The sequence below is a fragment of the Acinetobacter sp. 148 genome, assembly GCF_031196675.1.
In the GTDB taxonomy this organism is placed as follows: domain Bacteria; phylum Pseudomonadota; class Gammaproteobacteria; order Pseudomonadales; family Moraxellaceae; genus Acinetobacter; species Acinetobacter baumannii.
Genome location: NZ_JAVIMT010000032.1, coordinates 27,735 through 48,394 on the forward strand (window position 1 = coordinate 27,735; position 20,660 = coordinate 48,394).

Genomic DNA, 20,660 nt, shown 5'->3' on the forward strand with positions numbered 1-20,660 from the left:
TGTATTGACTAGAATGACATTGTAGATAGCATTCAGGTCAAGACATCCAAAGATGAACTCAAGTATGATTTGGAGTAACTCTAATGAACGACTGCTTTCATATTGTTTCTATCCATCTCATAACATAATGAAGCCTGTCGTAGAAAATTCATTTCTTTGAGAGATAATAATCATGACTGATCAATACCAAGCATTTACGCAATCTCCTATTGGTAAATTCGTTGTTAAAAATCTGGGTTTACCTTCGCCTGTTGTATTAGAGCGTTTTGAAAGTGCTCAGCCAGTAGTGAAAGGTGCAGTATTGGTTGGCGCGGCGCCGTCAAGCGTTTTGTCTGGTGCGATTGCACAAGTACTTAGCAATATTCATGCAGATAGCTATGTAGGCAATAATGTTGCATTACAACAAGAAGCTGCAAAAGTTGGATTAAATTTACGTCCATTCAATGCAGGCGATAAAGAATCAAAATTCAAAGCTGTTGTATTTGATGCATCTGGTATTCAAAACTCAGAACAGTTAAACGAACTTTATAAATTCTTTAACCCGATTGCACGTCAAGTTGCGACTTCTGGTCGAGTGATTGTTATTGGTACAACGCCTGAAACTGCAAAAACTGTAAAACAGGCGATTGCTCAGCGTGCACTTGAAGGCTTTATCAAATCTGTAGGTAAAGAATTTAAAAAGGGTATTACTGCTCAAGTTGTGTATGTAGACGAAGGTGCTGCTGCAAACCTTGAATCAACATTACGTTTCTTGCTTTCACCACGTTCATCTTATGTATCTGGTCAAGTGATTCGTGTTTCTAAAGCAGATGTGGTTGATGTTGATTGGGCAAAACCGCTTGCTGGAAAAACTGCGTTAGTAACTGGTGCAAGCCGTGGTATCGGTGAGGCAATTGCACACGTGTTGGCACGTGACGGTGCTCATGTTATTTGTTTAGACGTACCGCAACAACAAGCTGATCTTGACCGTGTAGCAGCTGACATTGGCGGTTCTACATTGGCAATTGACATTACAGCTGCTGATGCGGGCGAAAAAATTAAAGCTGCTGCGGCAAAACAAGGCGGTTTAGATATTATCGTTCATAACGCTGGTATTACACGTGACAAAACTTTGGCAAATATGAAGCCAGAGCTTTGGGACTTAGTCATTAATATTAACTTGTCTGCTGCTGAACGCGTAAACGACTACTTGTTAGAAAACGATGGTCTAAATGCAAATGGCCGCATTGTTTGTGTATCATCAATTAGTGGTATTGCTGGTAACCTTGGTCAAACCAACTATGCTGCATCTAAAGCAGGTGTCATTGGTCTAGTGAAATTTACTGCGCCTATTCTAAAAAATGGTATTACCATTAACGCAGTAGCACCTGGCTTTATCGAGACTCAAATGACTGCTGCGATTCCATTTGCGATTCGTGAAGCTGGTCGCCGTATGAACTCAATGCAACAAGGCGGTTTACCTGTTGATGTGGCAGAAACAATTGCATGGTTTGCATCAACTGCTTCTACAGGTGTAAATGGCAACGTTGTACGCGTGTGCGGTCAAAGCTTGTTAGGCGCTTAAGCACTTTTAGCTAAATAGGGGTGCTTGTGCATCCCTTTTTTATTCAAGAATTTATAAATTATAAAAGGTTAGGTATGAATACTCGTCATTTTAGCCAGCTACCAAAAGCGGCATTGGCTTATCCAAAAGTAGTGCAAGGTTTAATTTTTAAAAAGCCTAAAGGCCCAAAAATCTTACCGCAAGTTGAATATGTGGTAGATACTTTAGAAATTGATCAGAACCATCTCAAAGCTTATAACGAAGTATGTGGCTTTCAAAATAATGGCTTTGTACCAGCAATTTATTTGGCTGTGCTTTCTCAAAGCTTGCAAATGCATATGATGACGGCAGAAGCATTTCCATTTCCAATTTTAGGTTTAGTGCATATTCGTAACCAGATTAAACAGACCAGACCGATTGGCGTAACTGAAAAACTCACTCTCTCATGTAAATTTGGGGAACTAAAACCACATGATAAAGGCGTTCAGTTTGACTTTATTACCACAGCAAAAGTTGGCAATGAAGTGGTGATGGAAGGCTTAACGACTTATTTATCTCGCCAAAAAGTCGAGAAAAGAGTGGGTGAGAAAGCCAAAGAAGAACAAGCGCCATCTTATGTTCCAAAGGCAGAGTGGAATATTTTAGAAAACACTGGTCGCCGTTATGCGAAAGTGTCTGGTGATTTTAACTTAATTCATATTCATGCCATTACTGCAAAAGCATTTGGTTTTAAGCAAGCAATTGCGCATGGTATGTGGAGCAAAGCTAAAGCATTAGCAAACCTTGAATTACCAAATGCTTATGAAGCAGATGTATGGTTTAAGCTGCCAATGTTCTTACCGTCAAAAGTTGAGTTTTTAACTGCAAATGCAGATAAAAAGACTGATTTCTTGATTCGTAATGCCAAATCACAAAAACCGCATGTTGCAGGAACTGTAAAAGCGTTATAAAAATATCAGCAGCCTGAACAGAGGTTTGGGCTGCTTTTGAGCAAAATAACAAAAAATACAAGGAACTTCATGTGATTAAAGAAATTTTACTGGCCGATACCCATAACTATCACGGTATTTTAGATGAACGTTTTATTGATTTAGCTCACCAGTTCAGCCGTCTTCAAGATGCTAGAACAGGACAAGGTGGAGCTGCTTTAGCGGTTTATTTTAGAGGCCAGAAAGTTGTAGATATCTACACCGGTCTAAAATCACAAACTGAAGCTTGGCAACCTGACACATTGGCAGTTTGCTACTCTACGGGTAAAGGTGTACTTGCAACTTTAGCGCATATTTTGGTAAGTGAAGGGTTTTTAGAATACGACAAACCGATTGTGACCTATTGGCCTGAGTTTGCTCAAAATGGAAAAGAGCAAATGACTTTGCGTCATGTGCTAAGCCATCAAAGCGGCATGTTTGATGTTCGAAATATCATCGAAAGTGCGAGAGAAATGCTCGACTGGTCACATATGTTAGATGTGGTCGCAGCGACTAAGCCAAGATTTCTTGCAGGAGAGGGCAATGCTTATCAAGCTTTAACATTCGGTTGGCTTGTCGGTGGCGTACTTGAAAAAGCAACTGGTCAATCTCTAGATCAGCTCATGCAAAAATATCTTGTTGAGCCATTACAGCTAGATGGTGCCTATTTTGGAACGCCTGCAAATGAGTTGGATCGTGTAGCACGTTTAATTATTCAACCAAAACCAGAAAAACCAGCATCTACTCAAGTTGAAAAACCTAAAAAGCCACAGATGCGTAAGAGTTCACTCTCTGAAAAAGTGATTACATGGACGGGTCAAGACCCGCAAGACTTTCAGGATGCCATGATTCCAAAAGGAATGAAAAATTTTAGTTTCTTTAGTGATGAGGGGCTGCAAGCAGTCATTCCGGCAGCGAACGGGACATTTACTGCAAATAGCCTTGCTAAAATTTATGCGATGCTAGCAAATCAAGGTGAATGGGATGGACAGCAATTGATTCGCCCAGAAGTATTTAAAGAACTTAGTACTATTCAAAGTTATGCGCGTGATCGTGTCATGCCAATACCGATGAATTGGCGCTTAGGATATCACCGTATTATTACCATGGGTAAACGTGCAAAAAATGGCTTTGGGCATATTGGTTACAATGGTTCAGGAGCGTGGTGTGATCCTGAGCGTGACCTCAGCTTTGCCTATACCCATAACTTCCAGATTGGTTCAATTACAGGCGATTATCGTTTGTGGGGGCTGACTCAAGAAGCTTTACGTTGCACCGACCAAATTTTAAAAGGCCGTAAAGGCTGGTTCTAATTTTAGTATTTTAAAGCTGGTATTTTTAAGCAATGCCAGCTCAACATTTATAATAATTCTAGGCGAATAATTGCTTCGGTATGACGCTTAAAATCTTCTTCAGCTAAACCTTGTAAACCAAGTTTATAAATCCCTTCTAATCCACACACAAAGGCAATGAGTCGCCACGCAATATCTGTGGAATTAGACCTATTTTTAAATTCGCCTTCTTTTTGACCGCATTCAATCGATTGCACAATAGCTTGATGCCAACTTTGCATGGCGAGGTTATACGCTTTTTGTATTTCAATATCTTGTTCAATTAAGAGTTCAGCTTCATTCCATAAACGTAAGTAGGGCTGAAGCCTGTCTATATTTTCTGCACCTAATAAGATGAAGAGTCTTTGAAATTGGCTAGTTGTTTGGAGAGTTTGTTCAATTTCATCAAGCTGTTCCATCAGCTTTAAAAAAGCTTCAGCTTTTAAATGAGATGCCGAAGAAAAATGATGATGGACTTGTCCGGTAGAGGTTTGTGCCTCTGTTGCGATTCGACGTACCGTCATGGCTGTAAAACCTTCAGCCAAAGCAATTTGCATGGCAGCTTGCAGAATCATTTCTCTGCGTTGATCGCGATTAAGATAGGCCATGTTTCTTACACCTGACTGAATTTGACACAAACTACATTAAAATTTAAAGTTGGACAAGTGTCCAATTGTGTATATAATAACCGCAATTTGAACACATGTCCAAGTTTTGGATATCGAAGAGCGTTATGCAAAAAAAATGGTTAATCCTGACAATTATCGTCCTCATTTATTTACCTGTTACGATTGATGCAACGGTGATGCATGTTGCAACACCATCTTTAAGTGCAGCATTGAATTTAACTGCCAATCAGCTTTTATGGATTATTGATATTTATTCGCTGATTATGGCGGGTTTGATTTTGCCGATGGGTGCACTCGGTGATCGTATCGGCTTTAAAAAATTATTATTTATTGGAACCGCAGTTTTTGGTGTGGGTTCGTTAGCTGCGGCTTTTTCTCCAACTGCCTATGCCTTAATTGCTTCTCGTGCTGTTTTAGGCCTAGGGGCAGCTATGCTTATTCCTGCCACTTTATCCGGTATCCGTAATGCCTTTACCGAAGAAAAGCAGAGAAATTTTGCACTTGGCCTTTGGTCTACAGTAGGTGGAGGTGGAGCAGCTTTTGGTCCATTAGTCGGTGGTTTTGTATTAGAGCATTTCCACTGGGGAGCTGTATTCCTCATTAATATCCCGATCATTTTAGTCGTTCTAGTTATGATCGTGATGATCATTCCTAAACAACAAGAGAAAACTGATCAGCCAATTAACTTAGGGCAAGCTTTAGTTTTGGTTGTAGCAATTTTAAGCCTCATCTATTCAATTAAATCGGCTATGTATAACTTTTCGGTGCTCACGGTTGTGATGTTTGTGGTGGGTATAAGCACATTAATTCACTTCATTCGAAGCCAAAAAAGAGCTACGACACCAATGATTGATCTGGAATTATTTAAACATCCAGTGATTTCTACCAGTATTGTTATGGCAGTTGTGTCCATGATTGCTTTGGTTGGCTTTGAATTACTTTTGTCTCAAGAGTTGCAGTTTGTACACGGGTTTTCTCCATTACAGGCAGCCATGTTTATTATTCCATTTATGATTGCAATTAGTTTAGGTGGTCCATTAGCAGGTATTTGTTTAAATAAATGGGGTTTACGTAGAGTATCGAGCCTAGGTATTTTTGTGAGCGCGCTCAGTTTGTGGGGGCTTGCTCAGCTTAATTTTTCAACCGACCACTTTTTAGCATGGACGTGTATGGTCTTTTTAGGCTTTAGCATTGAGATTGCCTTACTTGCCTCAACTGCTGCCATTATGTCATCTGTGCCCCCTCAAAAGGCGAGTGCAGCAGGTGCTATTGAGGGAATGGCCTATGAGCTTGGAGCAGGTTTAGGTGTCGCTATTTTTGGTTTAATGTTGTCTTGGTTTTATAGCCGCTCAATTATTTTGCCAGCCGAGCTTCCGTCAGACTTAATTGAAAAAGCGAGTATCTCGATTGGAGAAACCATGCAATTAGCGTCTAACCTTGAAAATCCTTTAGGAGGACAGTTGGTAGCAGTTGCGCAGCAAGCTTTTAGCTATGCGCATAGTTGGGTGCTTACAATCTCCGCCATTTGTTTCTTCCTTTTAACTGTATTTGTCTGGTTTAGCTTTCCAAAGAAAGTAAATTAAGAAATTCAAAATAGAGGATAAAAAGAGAGATGATCTTTCTTTTTATCCTTAAATATCTTTTTTAATATTTTCTTCATATCGAAATTGGTTATTTAATTCTCATAAACAAACTATTCTTTAATAGGTTTCATGTTTTTATTTCAAAATGATTCAATATTCATGTAATTGAAATTTAATGAAAAATTAATTGTTGTGAAATTGACTGTGTAAAAATGGTTTGCTAACCTGCTAGACGAAAAAATTAAAAACAAATAAAAGAGGCTGCTGTGAATTTTAAATTAAAAACATCACTCATTATTGGAGCAATTGTTGCGTCTTCACTTGTATATGCCGCAACTGTACTTTCACCAAATCAGAATAATAATAGTGGATCAATTCCATCCGGTTATTCAGATTTAGAATTTAATCTAGCAAATGGGAATTGGGTCAAAAACCTCACTTTACCCATAAGCGCTAATAATTTGGACAAAATTACAATTCGTTCTAGTGCTGCCTATAGTAGTTATTTAGATACTTCTAATACCAATATTCCGTTAGAGGTTTTAAAGATAAATAGTGGTGATGTTTACCAATTCATCTTTAATAGTAGTCAAAATAAATGGATCGCTCAGTTAGCGACTGTGAGTCCTACCAATGGTGCGACCTATGAAGTCGTTCCATTAACAACTGCATCTATGCAAAAAGTAATCATTCAAAATGACAAATGGGCACAAACCATTGCTTTACCGAGTGACGTACGTGACGGAACAACTGTACAAGTTGTTTCTACAGCAAGTACAAGTTCGGACATTGATAAAACAAATTTACTATTCCCGAGCAGTTTCTCATTAAAAAATGGATCTGAATATTGGTTTAAATATTATTCTGCTTTAGGAAAATGGGTTCCTGAATATATAAAACCTCAGAAGCTAAATGTTCAGCAAATCGGAACATCTTTAGCAGCAGTAAATAGTCCACTTACCGAAGTTTCATTTGGAGATGGAAATTGGGTTTCCAATTTCACTTTGCCGACCACTGCAAGTGATCGGGATAGAATTATTATCAAGTCTACAGCGACTTGGTCTGCAAAAATTAATAATACCAATATTAATAGCCAAGCGACTTTAACGCTTAAAACAGGCGATCAATATGAGTTTATGTATGTAAGTGACAAAGGATATTGGCAGTTGATCTCTTCACCAACAAAGGTGATTGATTCTACAGCAACAATCCCTGCAACTTTACCGAATATGACTCAGCCTACTTTAAAGGTGAAATTGTCTACATCAAATTGGCAGCCAACCTTACAACTACCTGCTAAAGCTCAAGTCGGCGATAAAGTTGTTATTGTGTCTAATGCATCGGCAGATACCTATATTAATGCCGCTAATGGCTTGACTACTGCAATTAAAAATGGTGAAAATCGCCGTTTTATCTACACCGCTCAAGGCTGGACAGTAGATAGTTATACAATTGATATGTTGTTGGTTTCTAGCCCAGAGGTAAATTCAATTTTAGGTGACAGCGCTGCAAAACTTAGAATGATTGAAGGCGTAAATTTAACGAATTTAACTGCTGAAAATTCGAATGCACGTTTTTACTTAAGAGATGTAGGTTATCTAACTTACAAAATTCCTGCTGCCACTTTAAAAGAAGCAATCTCGACTGGACGAGATGACACCACGGTACAAAATGAGCGTAAACGTGTATTGGCAGATGGTGTCTATTATCAAGGTAATGAACCGGGTGATGGCGGTTGTGGTTGGGCTTGGATTAATGCTTCTGCATATAACATGATTGGCGCAAATGATATTGCAGGTTGTTCTTTCGCGGCCATGCGTCATGAAGTTGGGCACAATCTAGGCCTGTACCATAATGGTTCAACCAATATTGGCTCAGGTTTTGCTCATCCGTTAGGAAGTACAGCAATGGGCGGTAATAATATTAATTTCTATTCTAGCCCGTATCTGTATAACCCGAAATATGGTGTACGTTTAGGGGAAGAAGGAAAAATTGATGCTGTCAGTGTCATTAACCTGAATGCGCAGAAAATTTCTCTATATAACTAATCTCTATTTTTAGCTGTAACTAATGAAGAAAAATAAATTGTTAATAGGAACTGCTATCGCTTGTGTGGCGTTAGCAGTTTTAATCTGGTTTGCTTTTTCACAGCAAAGCTCTTCTGCTTTAACATCGTCTTTAGAAAGTCGGCAAGAGTCTGGGGCAAAAGTGACAGATAGTCAGAATGAATTTGCTCGTCAAAATATACTGAATTTGAGTCCGTCTGAAAAAGAAAGATTGTCTCAGCAACAGATTGTTTTTAATGAAATAGAAAAGGATCAAATACCTTCTAATGTTAATTTTCCACTAATTAAAAATGCAGAAGGTATGGTCATTAAATATGATCCAAATGTGATTGAACTTAAAAAAGTGGGTGACACTGTTAAGTTCCAAATGTTGGAATATGGCATTAATCGCACGGGTAAAATTGTAGAAATCGAACCTGTTGACCAAGATATTGTTCGGTGGACCGGTAAATTTGATCAGGGCGATCCGAATCAAAATTTCTTTACCATTACTCAAAGTCAAAAAGACCATTATACGATCATGCAAATTTTTACCGAGAAGGGAAATTATTCGGCTGAAATTAAGGATGGTGTGGGACTCGTGCAAACGATGGATGAAGGTGTTACTGATCAAGAGCTTCATCATGATCATCCTTAGACAATAAATGGTTCTGGTAGAGAAAAGAAGTCAGTTCGCAGTTTATCTGTACGGATATGAGCTTTATACGTTCACACTCTTTTAAAAACAAAGTATGCTTATGCCTGTAACAAGGAGCATACATGTATCAAGTACTTGCTAGAAAATACCGTCCACGTAATTTCAATGAGTTAGTGGGACAAAAACATGTTTCTCGTGCATTAAGTAGTGCATTGGAACGCGGTCGTCTTCACCATGCTTATTTATTTACAGGAACGCGTGGTGTAGGTAAAACTACAATTGCACGTATTTTAGCCAAGTGTTTGAACTGTGAAACGGGTGTGACTTCTACGCCATGTGAAGTCTGCGCAACATGTAAAGCGGTAAACGAAGGCCGCTTTATTGACCTAATCGAAATCGATGCTGCTTCAAGAACAAAAGTAGAAGATACGCGTGAACTTTTAGACAACGTTCCTTATGCACCAACTCAAGGCCGTTTTAAAGTTTACCTGATTGATGAAGTACATATGCTCTCTACGCATTCTTTTAATGCGTTATTAAAAACACTAGAAGAACCACCAGAACACGTTAAGTTTTTGTTTGCAACGACAGACCCACAAAAGCTACCGATTACGGTTATTTCACGTTGTTTGCAATTTACTCTACGACCTTTAGCTGTCGATGAAATTACCAAGCACCTCGGTGCTATTCTTGAAAAAGAACAGATTGCTGCTGACCAAGATGCAATTTGGCAAATTGCTGAATCTGCTCAAGGTTCATTACGTGATGCATTATCTTTAACTGACCAAGCCATTGCTTATGGGCAAGGTGCTGTACATCATCAAGATGTTAAAGAAATGCTTGGCCTGATTGACCGTACGATCATATATGATTTGATTTTAGCGGTTCATCAAAACCAACGTGAAAAAGTGAGCCAGTTATTACTCCAATTTAGATATCAAGCCTTAGATGTCTCGTTAGTACTGGATCAGCTCATTTCAACATTGCATGAGTTGGCTTTATTACAATATTTACCAGAGCTCGGCTTAAAGTATAGTGAAGAAATTAATGCCAAAATTCTTCAGCTTTCTAAACTGATTTCTGCTCAAGATTTGCAGCTTTACTACCAAATCGCATGTAAAGGCCGTTCAGACTTGCAGCTTGCCGTAACGCAAGAGCAAGGTTTTGAAATGTGCGTTTTACGATTATTGGCATTCCGTCCTTTAGCACCAAATGAAATTTTAGTTTCAGAGCCTGTTCAACAAAATGGGCAAGCAGAAGTAGGCCTAAATTCACAAGCTCAAACAGCCCAAGAGATTACTCCTGTAAGTGCTATTCAGCCTGTTGAAGTTATTAACCAACCCGCTATGGTTGAACCTGAACCTGAACCTGAACCTGAACCTGAACCTGAACCTGAACCTGAACCTGAACCTGAACCTAATCAGGACTTAATGGTATTTGACCCAAATCATCATGAGTTGATTGGACTTGAGTCAGCAGTTGTTCAAGAGACCGTTAGTGTTCTTGAGGAAGATTTCATTCCGGTGCCAGAACAAAAGTTAGTACAAGTTCAGGCTGAAACCCAAGCCAAACGAATCGAACCTGAACCAACTTCTACTGCTGAGCCTAAAGGTTTATTTGAAGCATCGAGTGCTGAATTTTCACTTGTTCAAGATACGTCAGCTTATGACTTGGTTTCTGAACCTGTTATTGAACAACAGTCATTGGTGCAAGCTGAAATTGTTGAAACAGTTGCGGTGGTAAAAGAGCCTAACGCAACAGATAACAACCAGCTGATGCCACAAGATATTTTAAAGTTGCCATCACAAACTTTGGAAGGTGAGTGGACACTTGAAAAGTGGGAGTTTTGGTTTAGAAATAGCCAGCTTTCTCCAGCCGTTCAAGAACTTGCTCAACATGGTGTGATGACTGGGGAAATTGGTGGCAACACGGTTTTCCATATTCCTCAAGAATATGAAAATATGTTGACTCAGCTACAACAAGCCCTAATTGAAGCTTTAAAGCAGCAGTGGCCAAATACACAATTTACGGTCAAGTATGGTGCAGTTAATACTGCTACACCGTATGTTATGCAAAGCGTTCGTAAAGAAAAAGCTTTCCATCGGGCTACAGAACTATTACAGCAACAACCCGTTATTAAAAGCCTCATAGAGACTTTTGATGGTGAGCTGCAAAATATTCAATTAAAGCCTTAAGTTCAATTGAGTTTTGATCTGGTGAGAAACTTGAAAAAATAGAATTTTCATAGTTTTCACTGGATTGAAATATTCAGGTCACGCCACTGTCATTGTACTTTTCTATGTTAGCCATTTTAGATTTTAAATGGACTATATATCGTCATGAAAAGGCAATACACAGGAACAATTTCCTTTAAATATTCTTATTTTTTATTAATCGGTGCCATTCTGCTGAGTGGTTGTAACGACTCGGCAAATGATAATTCGAATACACCCGACACAGGTAAAAAGCCTGTCATGCGCTGTGCTCCATAAACTTAAATAATAAAAAGAATTTGATCATGATTACACGTCGTAAATTTTTAAATTACTCTTTAAATATGGGCTTTGGCGCTGCAGCGTTGGCGGCTTTCCCATCGAGTATTCAAAAAGCTCTAGCAATTCCTGCAAATAATAAAACGGGCACTATTCAGGATGTTGAACATGTCATCATCTTAATGCAGGAAAACCGATCTTTTGACCATTATTTTGGTACGTTAAAGGGCGTTCGAGGCTTTGCTGACCGTTTTACGATTCCTCTGCCAAATGGTCGCCGTGTCTGGGAACAGCTGAGAAGTAATGGTCAGGTTTTAACTCCATTTCACTTAGATGGAACAGCCAATAATGCACAGCGTGCAGATGGTACGCCACATACTTGGAACGACAGTCAGCTGGCTTGGGACAATGGGCGCATGGTGAACTGGCCAACTCATAAAACTGATATCTCAATGGGTTATTTTAAAGAAAAAGAAATTCCATATCAGTTTGCACTTGCCAATGCCTTTACGATTTGTGATGCCTACCATTGTTCTATGCACACCGGAACAGATGCGAACCGCTCTTTTCATTTAACTGGTACCAATGGTGCAACACCGACTAAGCGTTCATTTGTAAATAATGAATGGGACTGGATTGATGGTAACCCAGCGACGGCAGACCGTGGTTACACTTGGAAAACCTATGCCGAAAGATTAGAAGAAGCAGGGATAAGCTGGATTTGTTATCAGAATATGCCAGATGAATGGGGCGATAATATGTTGGGTGCATTCCGTTCTTTTAGAAAGGCCAACATTGCATCCGGTTATCCCGTTTCAAGCGGTGGGGAGCCGAATAAACCATATGCCGATACGGGTCAAAAACTACCGTATAAAGCCTATGATGCGGCTACTGATAATGCCAAAAATCCACTCTATAAAGGCATTGCAAATACGCTACCGGGCAATAAACCAGAAGAATATCTCGACGCTTTTAAAAGAGACATTCGTGAAGGGAAGTTACCTCAAGTTTCTTGGATTAACGCGCCATCGATATACTGCGAACATCCAGACCCTTCAAGCCCGGTTCAAGGAGCTTGGTTTATTCAAGAAATTATTGATGCATTAACTGCTGTGCCAGAGGTGTGGAGTAAAACGGCTCTGCTCATCAACTTTGATGAAAATGATGGTTACTTTGACCATATGCCATCGCCATCAGCACCATCTCGACTCAAAAACGGCCAGTACGCAGGTAAATCGACATTAAGCAGTGTTGATATGCAGGATGAATATTTTGATCATGCTGCACCTGAGGGGAGTCATTCACAGCCTACACCTGATGGACGAGTTTATGGCCCGGGTCCTCGTGTTCCGTTATATGTGATTTCCCCATGGAGCCGTGGTGGTTGGGTCAACTCACAAGTTTTTGATCATACTTCCGTGCTCATGTTTTTAGAAAAACGTTTTGGTGTAAAAGAGCCGAATATCAGTCCATACCGCCGTGCAGTATGTGGTGATTTAACCAGTGCATTTAACTTTAAAACACCAAATGCAGATGTTTTACCGCAGCTGAGTGGTAAACAAACACGTGTGCAGGCAGATGAGTTAAGAGAAAATCAGGAAGCTTTGCCAGCTGTTCCTGTACCTACAGATGTAAAATTACCAATTCAGCAAAGTGGTATACGTCTATCACGGGCGCTACCTTATGAGTTGCATACCAGTGCGCGCTGTAAAGCAGATGGTAAGGTGAAATTGATTTTTTCTAATACGGGTAAGCAAGCAGCGGTTTTCCATGTATATGACAAGCTCAATTTAGACCGTATTCCAAAGCGTTATATTGTCGAGCCGAATAAAACTTTAGATGATGAGTGGGATGCTTTAAAAGATAACTTAGGCCGTTATGACCTATGGGTACTTGGTCCAAATGGCTACCATCGACATTTTAAAGGGGATACTCAACGTATTATCGATAGTGGTGTTAAACCTGAAATTCGAGTGTGCTATGACATTGCTAATGGTGATGTTTATGTCGAACTCATGAATGAGGGAACCAAGGATACAATATTGACAATAAAACCTTGTGCATATCGACATGATGCGCCATTGCAACTGACCGTAAAAGCGGGACAAGTTGTTAAGCAACATTGGTCGTTGGCTGATGTTGGGCATTGGTATGATTTTGAAGTTGCGAGCCAGAGTGATCAGTATTATTACCGACGTTTTGCTGGCCGAGTCGAAACAGGTGAGGACTCCTTTAGTGATCCTGCAATGATCTAAGTTAGGATGAGGCAAAAAGAGGAACTTATTTTCTTTTTGCCTCATTTTTTATAATAAAAAATTCTCTAAAACTTCACGGACTGACTCGGATATTGGAACAGTCTTGCGTGTTTCACGATCAACAAACACATGCACAAAATGTCCTTGAGCTGATGCTTGGTCTTGACCTTGTTTAAAGATTGCCAATTCATAGCGTAAAGATGTCGTACCAATTTTACCAATCGCAACGCCTACCTGAATAACTTCTGGAAATGATAACTCTTGAAAAAAGCTACAAGCTGAGTCGACGACTAAACCAATTGATTTTGCTTCATGAATATCAAAACCTGTTTTCTGGATGAGCAAAGCATTGGCTGCCGTATCAAAATAGCTATAGTAGATCACATTATTCACATGACCGTAAATATCGTTATCTGCCCAGCGCGTTTGAATATCTAAAAAGAATTTAAATTGATCACGAGTTTTTAAAACGGGTTTAGTCATTAATAAATCGCCTGATAAATTGCTAAAGCAGCTGCTTCTGTCATGTCACGTGGATTATTTTGTAGTAATCGAGTTTGCAACATGGCATCTTGAGCAAGTCTTGGTAAGCTAGACTCTTCAATACCTAAATCACTAAGTTTTAAAGTCAAACCACTACGGTCTAAGTGATTTTGCATATGGTCAATAAACAGATCACACAACCCATCGGTGCTGCCATTACTATATGGATCAAGCCATTGCATAAGTTCTGCATAGTATTGTTTGGCATAAGGCGCATTAAATTTCAGTACTTCAACGAGCACCAAAGCATTGGTATGTCCATGCGACAAATGAAAATGTCCACCCAATGGATAGGCTAAAGCATGCACGGCAGCAACAGGTGAGTTTGCAAATGCCTGACCCGCAAGCATTGAGCCGAACAGCATGTTCTGACGTGCCTCTAAATCATTACCGTTTTTAAGAACTTTCGGTAAGTTATGGTTCAGCAGCTTCAAAGCGTGTTTCGCTAAAATATCGGTATAAATATTTTTCTTATGTTTAGAGGTATATGCCTCAATGGCATGGACCATCGCATCAATACCTGTAGCAGCCGTAATATGGGCAGGTAGATTTTGAGTAAAAGTTGCATCAAGAATTGCTGTATCGGCATAGAGTACCGGAGAGACAATTCCCATTTTTGTCGTTTCACCTGTAGTCACTATTGATATGGGCGTCACTTCCGAGCCAGTACCGGCTGTAGTGGGAATTAAAATAAGTGGAAGTCGGGCTGTTTTGACCTGATTTACCCCATACATTTCTTGTAGGTTTTGAGTTTGGTTAGGATGTGCGAGTAAGGCAATCACTTTGGCTACATCTAAAGAACTTCCGCCTCCAAAGCCGACAATAACATCTACATTTTGCTGTTTAGCATAATTCGCTGCATCTAATACCACTTGCTCTGGTGGGTCGGCCTGAACATCAGCATAAATGACATGTTCAATTTTAAGAGTATCTAAAATTTGAAGAATAGGCCGGTGTAACTGATTTTTAATCATACCTGCATCTGTTACCAGTAATAACTTGCGGTAAGTTTTTGATGCCAACACATTCTGTAATTCTTGTATAGAACCGAGTCCTGAAATAATGTTGGGAACGGTCTGAAACTGAAAATGGTTCATATACATTATTTCCTTATTTTTGAAAATTATTATAGATGCATTCTATAGGATTCATTCTGCAAATTCTCTTAAAAGTAGCTGTGCTTTTAAGCTGCATTTAGTTAAAGAAAATTCACTTGAAAATTGGCATTTTATAAACTAATTTTCAAAATCATTAAATGAAATTAGATTGTGAATACCTTATTGGTAAATGCAAATAAGGTAAATTTTTTTAAGGATATGCATGTGAAAATAGATACTGATGTCAAAACTGGATACGGCAAGGATACCGACAAAAATGGATATGCAAATATTAAGTATCGTGAGCTAATTCAAAAATTAACAGCAACATTATCATTGACGCTTTTGTCATTTGGATGGGGCTCTACAGTAAACGCAGCACAACAACAAATCGCTTTAGTAGGAACCTGGACATCTATCCCAGATGCACCGCTTGTGCAAAAACCAGAAAAAGCCAGTGAAGGTTTGTACCAGCTACAAGTTAATGCTGACGGGACCTTAACTCCTGTTAAGGTATTGCAAATGAAAAGTCCATCTTGGGTTGTAAAATCGAAAGATGGCCGTTTTGCATATACCACTAATGAAGAAAATGAAGGGGCGGTAACGGCATTATCGGTTCAAAATGGAAAGGTAGAGGTATTGAATACGGTAAATAGTCATGGCGGGCATCCAACACATGCATCCATCAGTTTAGATGGTAAATTCCTATTTGTGTCGAATTATTCTGCATTTGATAAAGGACGTGGCGGTGTCGCTGTTTTGCCAATTTTACCAAATGGACATTTGGGTGAAATGGTACAAAATATTGTTTTTTCGGAGGGTTCTGGTCATGTTAAAGGGCGTCAGGATAGTGGCCATGCCCATTCGACAACTTTTAGCCCAGATGGTAAGTATTTATATGCAAGTGATCTTGGAAATGACAAAGTCTATGCTTTTCGTTACAACCCAAGTAAGCCTCAACCACTTGAAGCGGACAAGAGCCGAGATGTGAGTTTTAAGCATGGTTCTGGTCCACGTCATATGGTCTTTTCACCAAATGGTAAACAGGCATACATTACCGCGGAAATGCGAAGTGAAATTGTGACGTTTAACGTACAAGATGGCCATTTGAAAAAAGTCGCTGAGCTAAAACTGGTTCACGAAGACAAAACACCTGAATTCAAGAGTGCAAGTGGAATTATTCTTAGTCCAAATGGTAAGTATGTGATCGCTGCAAATCGTGGTGCGGACAACAAACTTTTGGTATTTAAAATCCAACAGAATGGGCTTTTAGGTCAACCACAAGTTTATAAGGCCAATGGTATTGAACCACGTGCTTTTTCATTTGATGAGTCAGGTAAATATCTGTATGTGACGAATGTTTATAGTAATAACATTAGCTTATTCCGTTTTGATACCAAAAATGGCTCATTAAAACCTTTAGGCGATGCAGCTAAAATATCGACTCCAACTGATATCAAATTCTTTTAATAATTTTTTCTCACACTGATCCTGCAATATTTATAAGCTATTACATTTTTCAGTGTTCATTGCTACAGATACTCAATCTTGAAAGACAATCAAGATTGAGTTGAGGATTGAGCACATAGAAAATTCCTTTAAAATTTCTCATTTTACTTTTCAAGCCGCGTGAGTTTTGAGAAAATGAGGGCTTGTCACAATGGTCAATTCAAACCTGATAATAATGAATAATTTTGTCGGGTTTTTGCAGATTTTTGCGTGTAAAATACTTATTTATTTTTTAGTTTAAGTGGTTGGAATAAATTTCTAATGGAAGCACAGTATAAGGTGTTATGTGTCTGTTTAGGAAATATTTGCCGTTCTCCCACGGCTGAAGTGGTTTTTAGACATTATTGTGATCAGCATCAACTCAATATCATTGTCGATTCAGCTGGAACAAGTAACTATCATCCAAATAAAGCACCTGATCAGCGTAGCCAATTGCATGCAAAAAAAAGAGGCTATGACTTATCTTCTTTGCGGGCAAGACAACTTTCAACTCAAGACTTTTTAGATTTTGATTTGATTTTGGCAATGGATCATCAAAACTTTGATGATATTCACGACTTGCTACAAAGAGCTATCTTCCAATTTGGCAGTCATCAAATTCGGGCAAAAGTGGCATTAATGAGTGAACATGATCCTCAATATCCACAACAAGCTCTGCCTGACCCTTACTATGGTGGAGATGAGGGCTTTGAACGTGTACTCGACCAATGTGAATCAAGTGCGTTGGCGTGGATTAATATCCTAAAAAAACAATTAAATGTTTAAAAACAGGTTTTTCAATACAATGCAAATTCAAAATCAAGTACAGCTTAAGCCATTCAATACTTTAAGTTTAGATGTTACAGCTTCTCATTACACTAAGGTCAAATCTATTGAAGATATTGAAGAAGCTTTAGCTTTTGCTAAAGAGCATGAGCTAAATGTACTTGTATTATCTGGCGGTAGTAACATGCTATTACCGCAACAAATTAATGCTTTAGTTATTCATCTTGATATTCAGGGCATAGACGTTTTATCTGAAGATCAGGATTTTATTCGAGTTAAAGTCGGTGCAGGACAGGTTTGGCACGATTTCGTTTTATATACTACAAAACAAAATTGGTTTGGCTTACAGAACTTGGCACTTATTCCGGGCTTGGTTGGTGCTTCACCAGTGCAAAATATTGGTGCTTATGGTGTTGAGGTTGGTGAGTTTATTGAGTCGGTACAAGTCTATGACCGTCTATTAAAACAAACCGGATCAATTTCGGCAGCAGATTGTCATTTTTCTTATCGACATAGCATTTTTAAAGATGACCCAGCTCGTTACATCATTACTCATGTCACCTTTAAGCTGCTTAAACAAGCCAACCTAAAGCTAAATTACGGCGATTTAAAACAGGCAGTAGGAGATAACCTGACTGCTGAAAATTTACAAAATCAGGTCATTCATATTCGTCAAAGTAAATTACCTGATCCAAAAGAATATCCGAATGTAGGAAGTTTCTTTAAAAATCCGATTGTAAATACTCAAGAATTTGAACGATTAATAGCACAATTCTCAACAATTCCACATTATCCTCAGGCTAATGGTAACGTTAAAATTGCTGCTGGTTGGTTAATTGATCAGGCTGGATGGAAAGGTAAACAGCTCGGTGTAGTGGGAATGTTCCATAAGCAAGCCTTGGTTTTGGTGAATTATGCCAATGCATCTCTTGCGGATGTAAAGAAAACTTATCAAGCTGTACAACATGATGTTGAACAGCGTTTCCAAATTATGTTAGAACCAGAGCCTGTGCTTTATAACAATTTAGGTTTAATTGAAAATCATACGGAATAGTTTTATGCCAAAAGTACACTTGATGGTACGTTTTGTACAAGTAGTTACTGTACTATTTGTACTATTAGGCTGTTTCGTGATTTTTTTGTATTCGCCGTTTTATTCAAAACTTATTGTAGCTGGACTTAACTATTTTGTTCCGGTAGATGTTAATGAGGTGGCTGCGGAAAGCCAGCGAAAAGCAGCATTAAGTGAACATGATAACTTAGAGCCGGGGTCAAATTTATGGATTGCTCGTCAGGCTTATTTGAAGTTAACAGAAGATGCTTTACGTGAAAATAAGACAGCAGATTTGGGTTACATACAAGAAAACTATAAGGCTTTGCAGCAAATTATTCTTTTAGAAGAAAAAGAACAAGAACTACAGGAAGAGAAAGAAACGACGGCTGTGAGTGTTCCTTTGGTTGCGAAAAACTCAGAAATTGATGCGGCCGATGAAGCAAGTAGCCCTATTGATGCAGCACTTTCTATTAATAGTTCTGAAAATAAAGCCCTTACAGAACAATATACGGAGTTTTTAGCAAGAAAACCTGTAGTGCCAGAGCATCAAAAAGCGGCGAGTGAGCCTGAGCAGAAAGTTGAATATGTTCGTAAAAACCCTCTGCCTGCTCAACCTAAAAAGTTATCAGAGCCTTATGCGATTGTAGTATTGGGCGGTGGTTTAACTTTAGATAAAAATGGCAAAGATATTGTAGTTAACAGTTATACGCGGTTAAGACTAGAAAAAACCTTAGAAGTTGAAAAGAAAAACCATCTACCTATCGTATTAAGTGGAGTTGAAGCCCCTTATATGCAAGCATGGTTGAAAGCACGTGGAGTAGATGCAAAATTATTAGAAAAGCGCAGTATGAATACCTGTGAGAATACTCGCTTTAGTTCATTGTTACTTCAAAAGAAAGGTGGTGCGCCTACAGTTATGTTGGTCACAGATGAATATCATATGCCACGTACGCGCCGTTTATTTGCTTTAAATGGGATAGAAACTATTCCTGTTACCGCTCCAATGCCAACCCCGCTTACACGTTGGCAACCGAGTACACAAAACTACGATCATAGTCGTCGTGCAAATTATGAATTACTTGCGACAATTCGTGACATGTTATTTGGTTCAAGTGATTGTCGAGAGGTGCCTTAATGTCTGAGATTCCATTTCTCAATCCTGCCGTATTAAAACAATTAGATTTACCGGTTCCGAACCGTGAACTCACTCCGCAAGTTTTAAGCCCACTCAATTTAAATACCTTAGAAGAACCTTCTCGTGAGCTTTTAGCATACCGTAAATTATACGGTTTACATTTACTGGACTGTGAGCATTGGCAAGGCTATGTCCAAATGCCTTTATTTCGTCTGCATGTCCAAGTTTTTAAACCTAAATTAGACAAAATCCAAGGAACCGTATGTTTATTGCATGGTTATCTGGAGCATAGCGGAATTTATCAGCCCATTATTCGCGAAATACTTGAACAAGGCTTTAGTGTTATTACCTACGACTTACCTGGTCATGGTTTGAGTAATGGTTCACCTGCAAGTATTCAAAATTTTGACCATTATCAACAAGTTTTGATGGCGGTTTATCAATATGTCAAACATGCTGATCAATTACCGAAACCATGGGTAGGTATTGGTCAAAGTACGGGTGGGGCAATCTGGATGCATCACTTGCTTGAGTATGCAGAAAAAAGACAAGACCCAATCGTCGATAGGGTTTTATTGCTTTCACCATTAATTCGACCTGCTAAAACAGCATGGTGGCATAATCCGGTAGGTCTAGGCATTATTCGTCGTATTAAGCGTCAAGTGCCTCGACACTTTAGACGGAATAACCATAATCCTGAATTTTTAAGATTTATTCGTTTAAAAGATCCATTGCAGCCACGCATGATGGGCATGGACTGGATTTTGGCAATGTCAAAATGGATGCAGGAAATGGAAGAGCGACCTGCTTGTCGTATTCCTGTCTGGCTTGCACAAGGGGCATTAGATCAAACAGTAGACTGGCGTTACAACATCGAGTTTATTCGCCGTAAGTTTAGGCTTCAAACCTTATTGATGCTGGAAGAGGGTTCCCATCAATTAATTAACGAACGTGCAGATATTCGTGCGGCTTTAACAGGTTTAATTCCAGCCTTTTTACATGCAAAGCCGAAACATTTTTATTATTAAAGTTTGAAGCTGCCTATAGAGGCAG

General features: G+C 39.1%; 16 protein-coding genes. 13 read left to right on the top strand and 3 right to left on the bottom strand.

Annotation, left to right across the window (positions count from 1 at the left end; genetic code table 11):
* Window positions 1–172 precede the first annotated feature (172 nt).
* The 3 genes from RFX69_RS05910 (at window position 173) to RFX69_RS05920 (ending at window position 3,824) form a co-directional block, all read left to right on the top strand.
* Window positions 173–1,564, top strand: coding sequence for a 3-oxoacyl-ACP reductase (locus RFX69_RS05910; protein ID WP_289332753.1), 1,392 nt, complete (start codon window positions 173–175; stop codon window positions 1,562–1,564).
* Between the two features lie 74 nt (window positions 1,565–1,638).
* Window positions 1,639–2,493, top strand: coding sequence for a MaoC/PaaZ C-terminal domain-containing protein (locus RFX69_RS05915; protein WP_001097352.1), 855 nt, complete (start codon window positions 1,639–1,641; stop codon window positions 2,491–2,493).
* 71 nt (window positions 2,494–2,564) lie between these two features.
* A complete protein-coding gene (locus tag RFX69_RS05920; protein WP_289332754.1) occupies window positions 2,565–3,824 on the top strand; it encodes a serine hydrolase in 1,260 nt (419 codons plus the stop codon).
* 47 nt (window positions 3,825–3,871) lie between these two features.
* Here RFX69_RS05920 and RFX69_RS05925 read toward each other — a convergent pair whose 3' ends face one another.
* On the bottom strand, window positions 3,872–4,450 hold the full coding sequence (locus RFX69_RS05925; protein ID WP_000323807.1) for a TetR family transcriptional regulator: 579 nt from the start codon (window positions 4,448–4,450) through the stop codon (window positions 3,872–3,874).
* Between the two features lie 125 nt (window positions 4,451–4,575).
* Between RFX69_RS05925 and amvA the strand changes: the two genes are divergently transcribed.
* From amvA to RFX69_RS05950, 5 genes are all read left to right on the top strand, one after another.
* Window positions 4,576–6,054 (top strand): multidrug efflux MFS transporter AmvA, encoded by a 1,479-nt coding sequence (gene amvA, locus RFX69_RS05930; protein WP_271055716.1) that lies wholly within the window; start codon window positions 4,576–4,578, stop codon window positions 6,052–6,054.
* A 266-nt stretch (window positions 6,055–6,320) separates the two neighbouring features.
* Window positions 6,321–8,102 (top strand): metalloendopeptidase CpaA, encoded by a 1,782-nt coding sequence (cpaA, locus tag RFX69_RS05935; protein WP_032028770.1) that lies wholly within the window; start codon window positions 6,321–6,323, stop codon window positions 8,100–8,102.
* A gap of 22 nt (window positions 8,103–8,124) precedes the next feature.
* A complete protein-coding gene (cpaB, locus tag RFX69_RS05940) occupies window positions 8,125–8,757 on the top strand; it encodes a metalloprotease secretion chaperone CpaB (protein ID WP_005128437.1) in 633 nt (210 codons plus the stop codon).
* Window positions 8,758–8,879: 122 nt separating this feature from the next.
* The gene (locus tag RFX69_RS05945; RefSeq protein WP_309168888.1) at window positions 8,880–10,952 is read left to right on the top strand and encodes a DNA polymerase III subunit gamma/tau; all 2,073 of its coding nucleotides are present in this window, start codon (window positions 8,880–8,882) and stop codon (window positions 10,950–10,952) included.
* Between the two features lie 323 nt (window positions 10,953–11,275).
* A complete protein-coding gene (locus RFX69_RS05950) occupies window positions 11,276–13,504 on the top strand; it encodes a phosphocholine-specific phospholipase C (RefSeq protein ID WP_272276801.1) in 2,229 nt (742 codons plus the stop codon).
* Between the two features lie 48 nt (window positions 13,505–13,552).
* Here RFX69_RS05950 and RFX69_RS05955 read toward each other — a convergent pair whose 3' ends face one another.
* Together RFX69_RS05955 and RFX69_RS05960 are read right to left on the bottom strand one after the other, a co-directional pair.
* Entirely contained in the window at window positions 13,553–13,987 is a 435-nt protein-coding gene (locus RFX69_RS05955; protein WP_280007000.1) for a thioesterase family protein, read from the bottom strand.
* A complete protein-coding gene (locus tag RFX69_RS05960) occupies window positions 13,987–15,144 on the bottom strand; it encodes an iron-containing alcohol dehydrogenase (protein WP_289332559.1) in 1,158 nt (385 codons plus the stop codon). Before RFX69_RS05960 ends, RFX69_RS05955 begins: the two co-directional genes overlap by 1 nt.
* A 225-nt stretch (window positions 15,145–15,369) precedes the next feature.
* Here RFX69_RS05960 and RFX69_RS05965 point away from each other — a divergent pair, with 225 nt between their 5' ends.
* From RFX69_RS05965 to RFX69_RS05985, 5 genes are all read left to right on the top strand, one after another.
* Window positions 15,370–16,614: a lactonase family protein gene (locus RFX69_RS05965; protein ID WP_005138714.1), complete on the top strand. Its 1,245-nt coding sequence runs from the start codon at window positions 15,370–15,372 to the stop codon at window positions 16,612–16,614.
* Window positions 16,615–16,914: 300 nt separating this feature from the next.
* Complete coding sequence (locus RFX69_RS05970; RefSeq protein ID WP_000388070.1) at window positions 16,915–17,418, top strand: low molecular weight protein-tyrosine-phosphatase; 504 nt, start codon at window positions 16,915–16,917, stop codon at window positions 17,416–17,418.
* Between the two features lie 19 nt (window positions 17,419–17,437).
* Window positions 17,438–18,472, top strand: coding sequence for a UDP-N-acetylmuramate dehydrogenase (murB, locus tag RFX69_RS05975; protein ID WP_001166920.1), 1,035 nt, complete (start codon window positions 17,438–17,440; stop codon window positions 18,470–18,472).
* A gap of 4 nt (window positions 18,473–18,476) precedes the next feature.
* Window positions 18,477–19,607, top strand: coding sequence for a YdcF family protein (locus tag RFX69_RS05980; protein WP_001127152.1), 1,131 nt, complete (start codon window positions 18,477–18,479; stop codon window positions 19,605–19,607).
* On the top strand, window positions 19,607–20,635 hold the full coding sequence (locus RFX69_RS05985) for an alpha/beta hydrolase (protein ID WP_001290023.1): 1,029 nt from the start codon (window positions 19,607–19,609) through the stop codon (window positions 20,633–20,635). The genes RFX69_RS05980 and RFX69_RS05985 overlap by 1 nt, the downstream gene beginning before the upstream one ends.
* Window positions 20,636–20,660 lie beyond the last annotated feature (25 nt).

What these genes read in the sequence shown, in the direction of transcription:
- murB (WP_001166920.1), top strand. Translation starts at nt 17,438, where the DNA reads ATGCAAATTCAAAATCAAGTACAGCTTAAGCCATTCAATACTTTAAGT.
- amvA (WP_271055716.1), top strand. Translation starts at nt 4,576, where the DNA reads ATGCAAAAAAAATGGTTAATCCTGACAATTATCGTCCTCATTTATTTA.
- RFX69_RS05915 (WP_001097352.1), top strand. Translation starts at nt 1,639, where the DNA reads ATGAATACTCGTCATTTTAGCCAGCTACCAAAAGCGGCATTGGCTTAT.
- RFX69_RS05950 (WP_272276801.1), top strand. Translation starts at nt 11,276, where the DNA reads ATGATTACACGTCGTAAATTTTTAAATTACTCTTTAAATATGGGCTTT.
- RFX69_RS05985 (WP_001290023.1), top strand. Translation starts at nt 19,607, where the DNA reads ATGTCTGAGATTCCATTTCTCAATCCTGCCGTATTAAAACAATTAGAT.
- RFX69_RS05970 (WP_000388070.1), top strand. Translation starts at nt 16,915, where the DNA reads ATGGAAGCACAGTATAAGGTGTTATGTGTCTGTTTAGGAAATATTTGC.
- RFX69_RS05925 (WP_000323807.1), bottom strand. Translation starts at nt 4,450, where the DNA reads ATGGCCTATCTTAATCGCGATCAACGCAGAGAAATGATTCTGCAAGCT.
- RFX69_RS05945 (WP_309168888.1), top strand. Translation starts at nt 8,880, where the DNA reads ATGTATCAAGTACTTGCTAGAAAATACCGTCCACGTAATTTCAATGAG.
- RFX69_RS05980 (WP_001127152.1), top strand. Translation starts at nt 18,477, where the DNA reads ATGCCAAAAGTACACTTGATGGTACGTTTTGTACAAGTAGTTACTGTA.
- RFX69_RS05910 (WP_289332753.1), top strand. Translation starts at nt 173, where the DNA reads ATGACTGATCAATACCAAGCATTTACGCAATCTCCTATTGGTAAATTC.
- RFX69_RS05955 (WP_280007000.1), bottom strand. Translation starts at nt 13,987, where the DNA reads ATGACTAAACCCGTTTTAAAAACTCGTGATCAATTTAAATTCTTTTTA.
- RFX69_RS05960 (WP_289332559.1), bottom strand. Translation starts at nt 15,144, where the DNA reads ATGAACCATTTTCAGTTTCAGACCGTTCCCAACATTATTTCAGGACTC.
- cpaB (WP_005128437.1), top strand. Translation starts at nt 8,125, where the DNA reads ATGAAGAAAAATAAATTGTTAATAGGAACTGCTATCGCTTGTGTGGCG.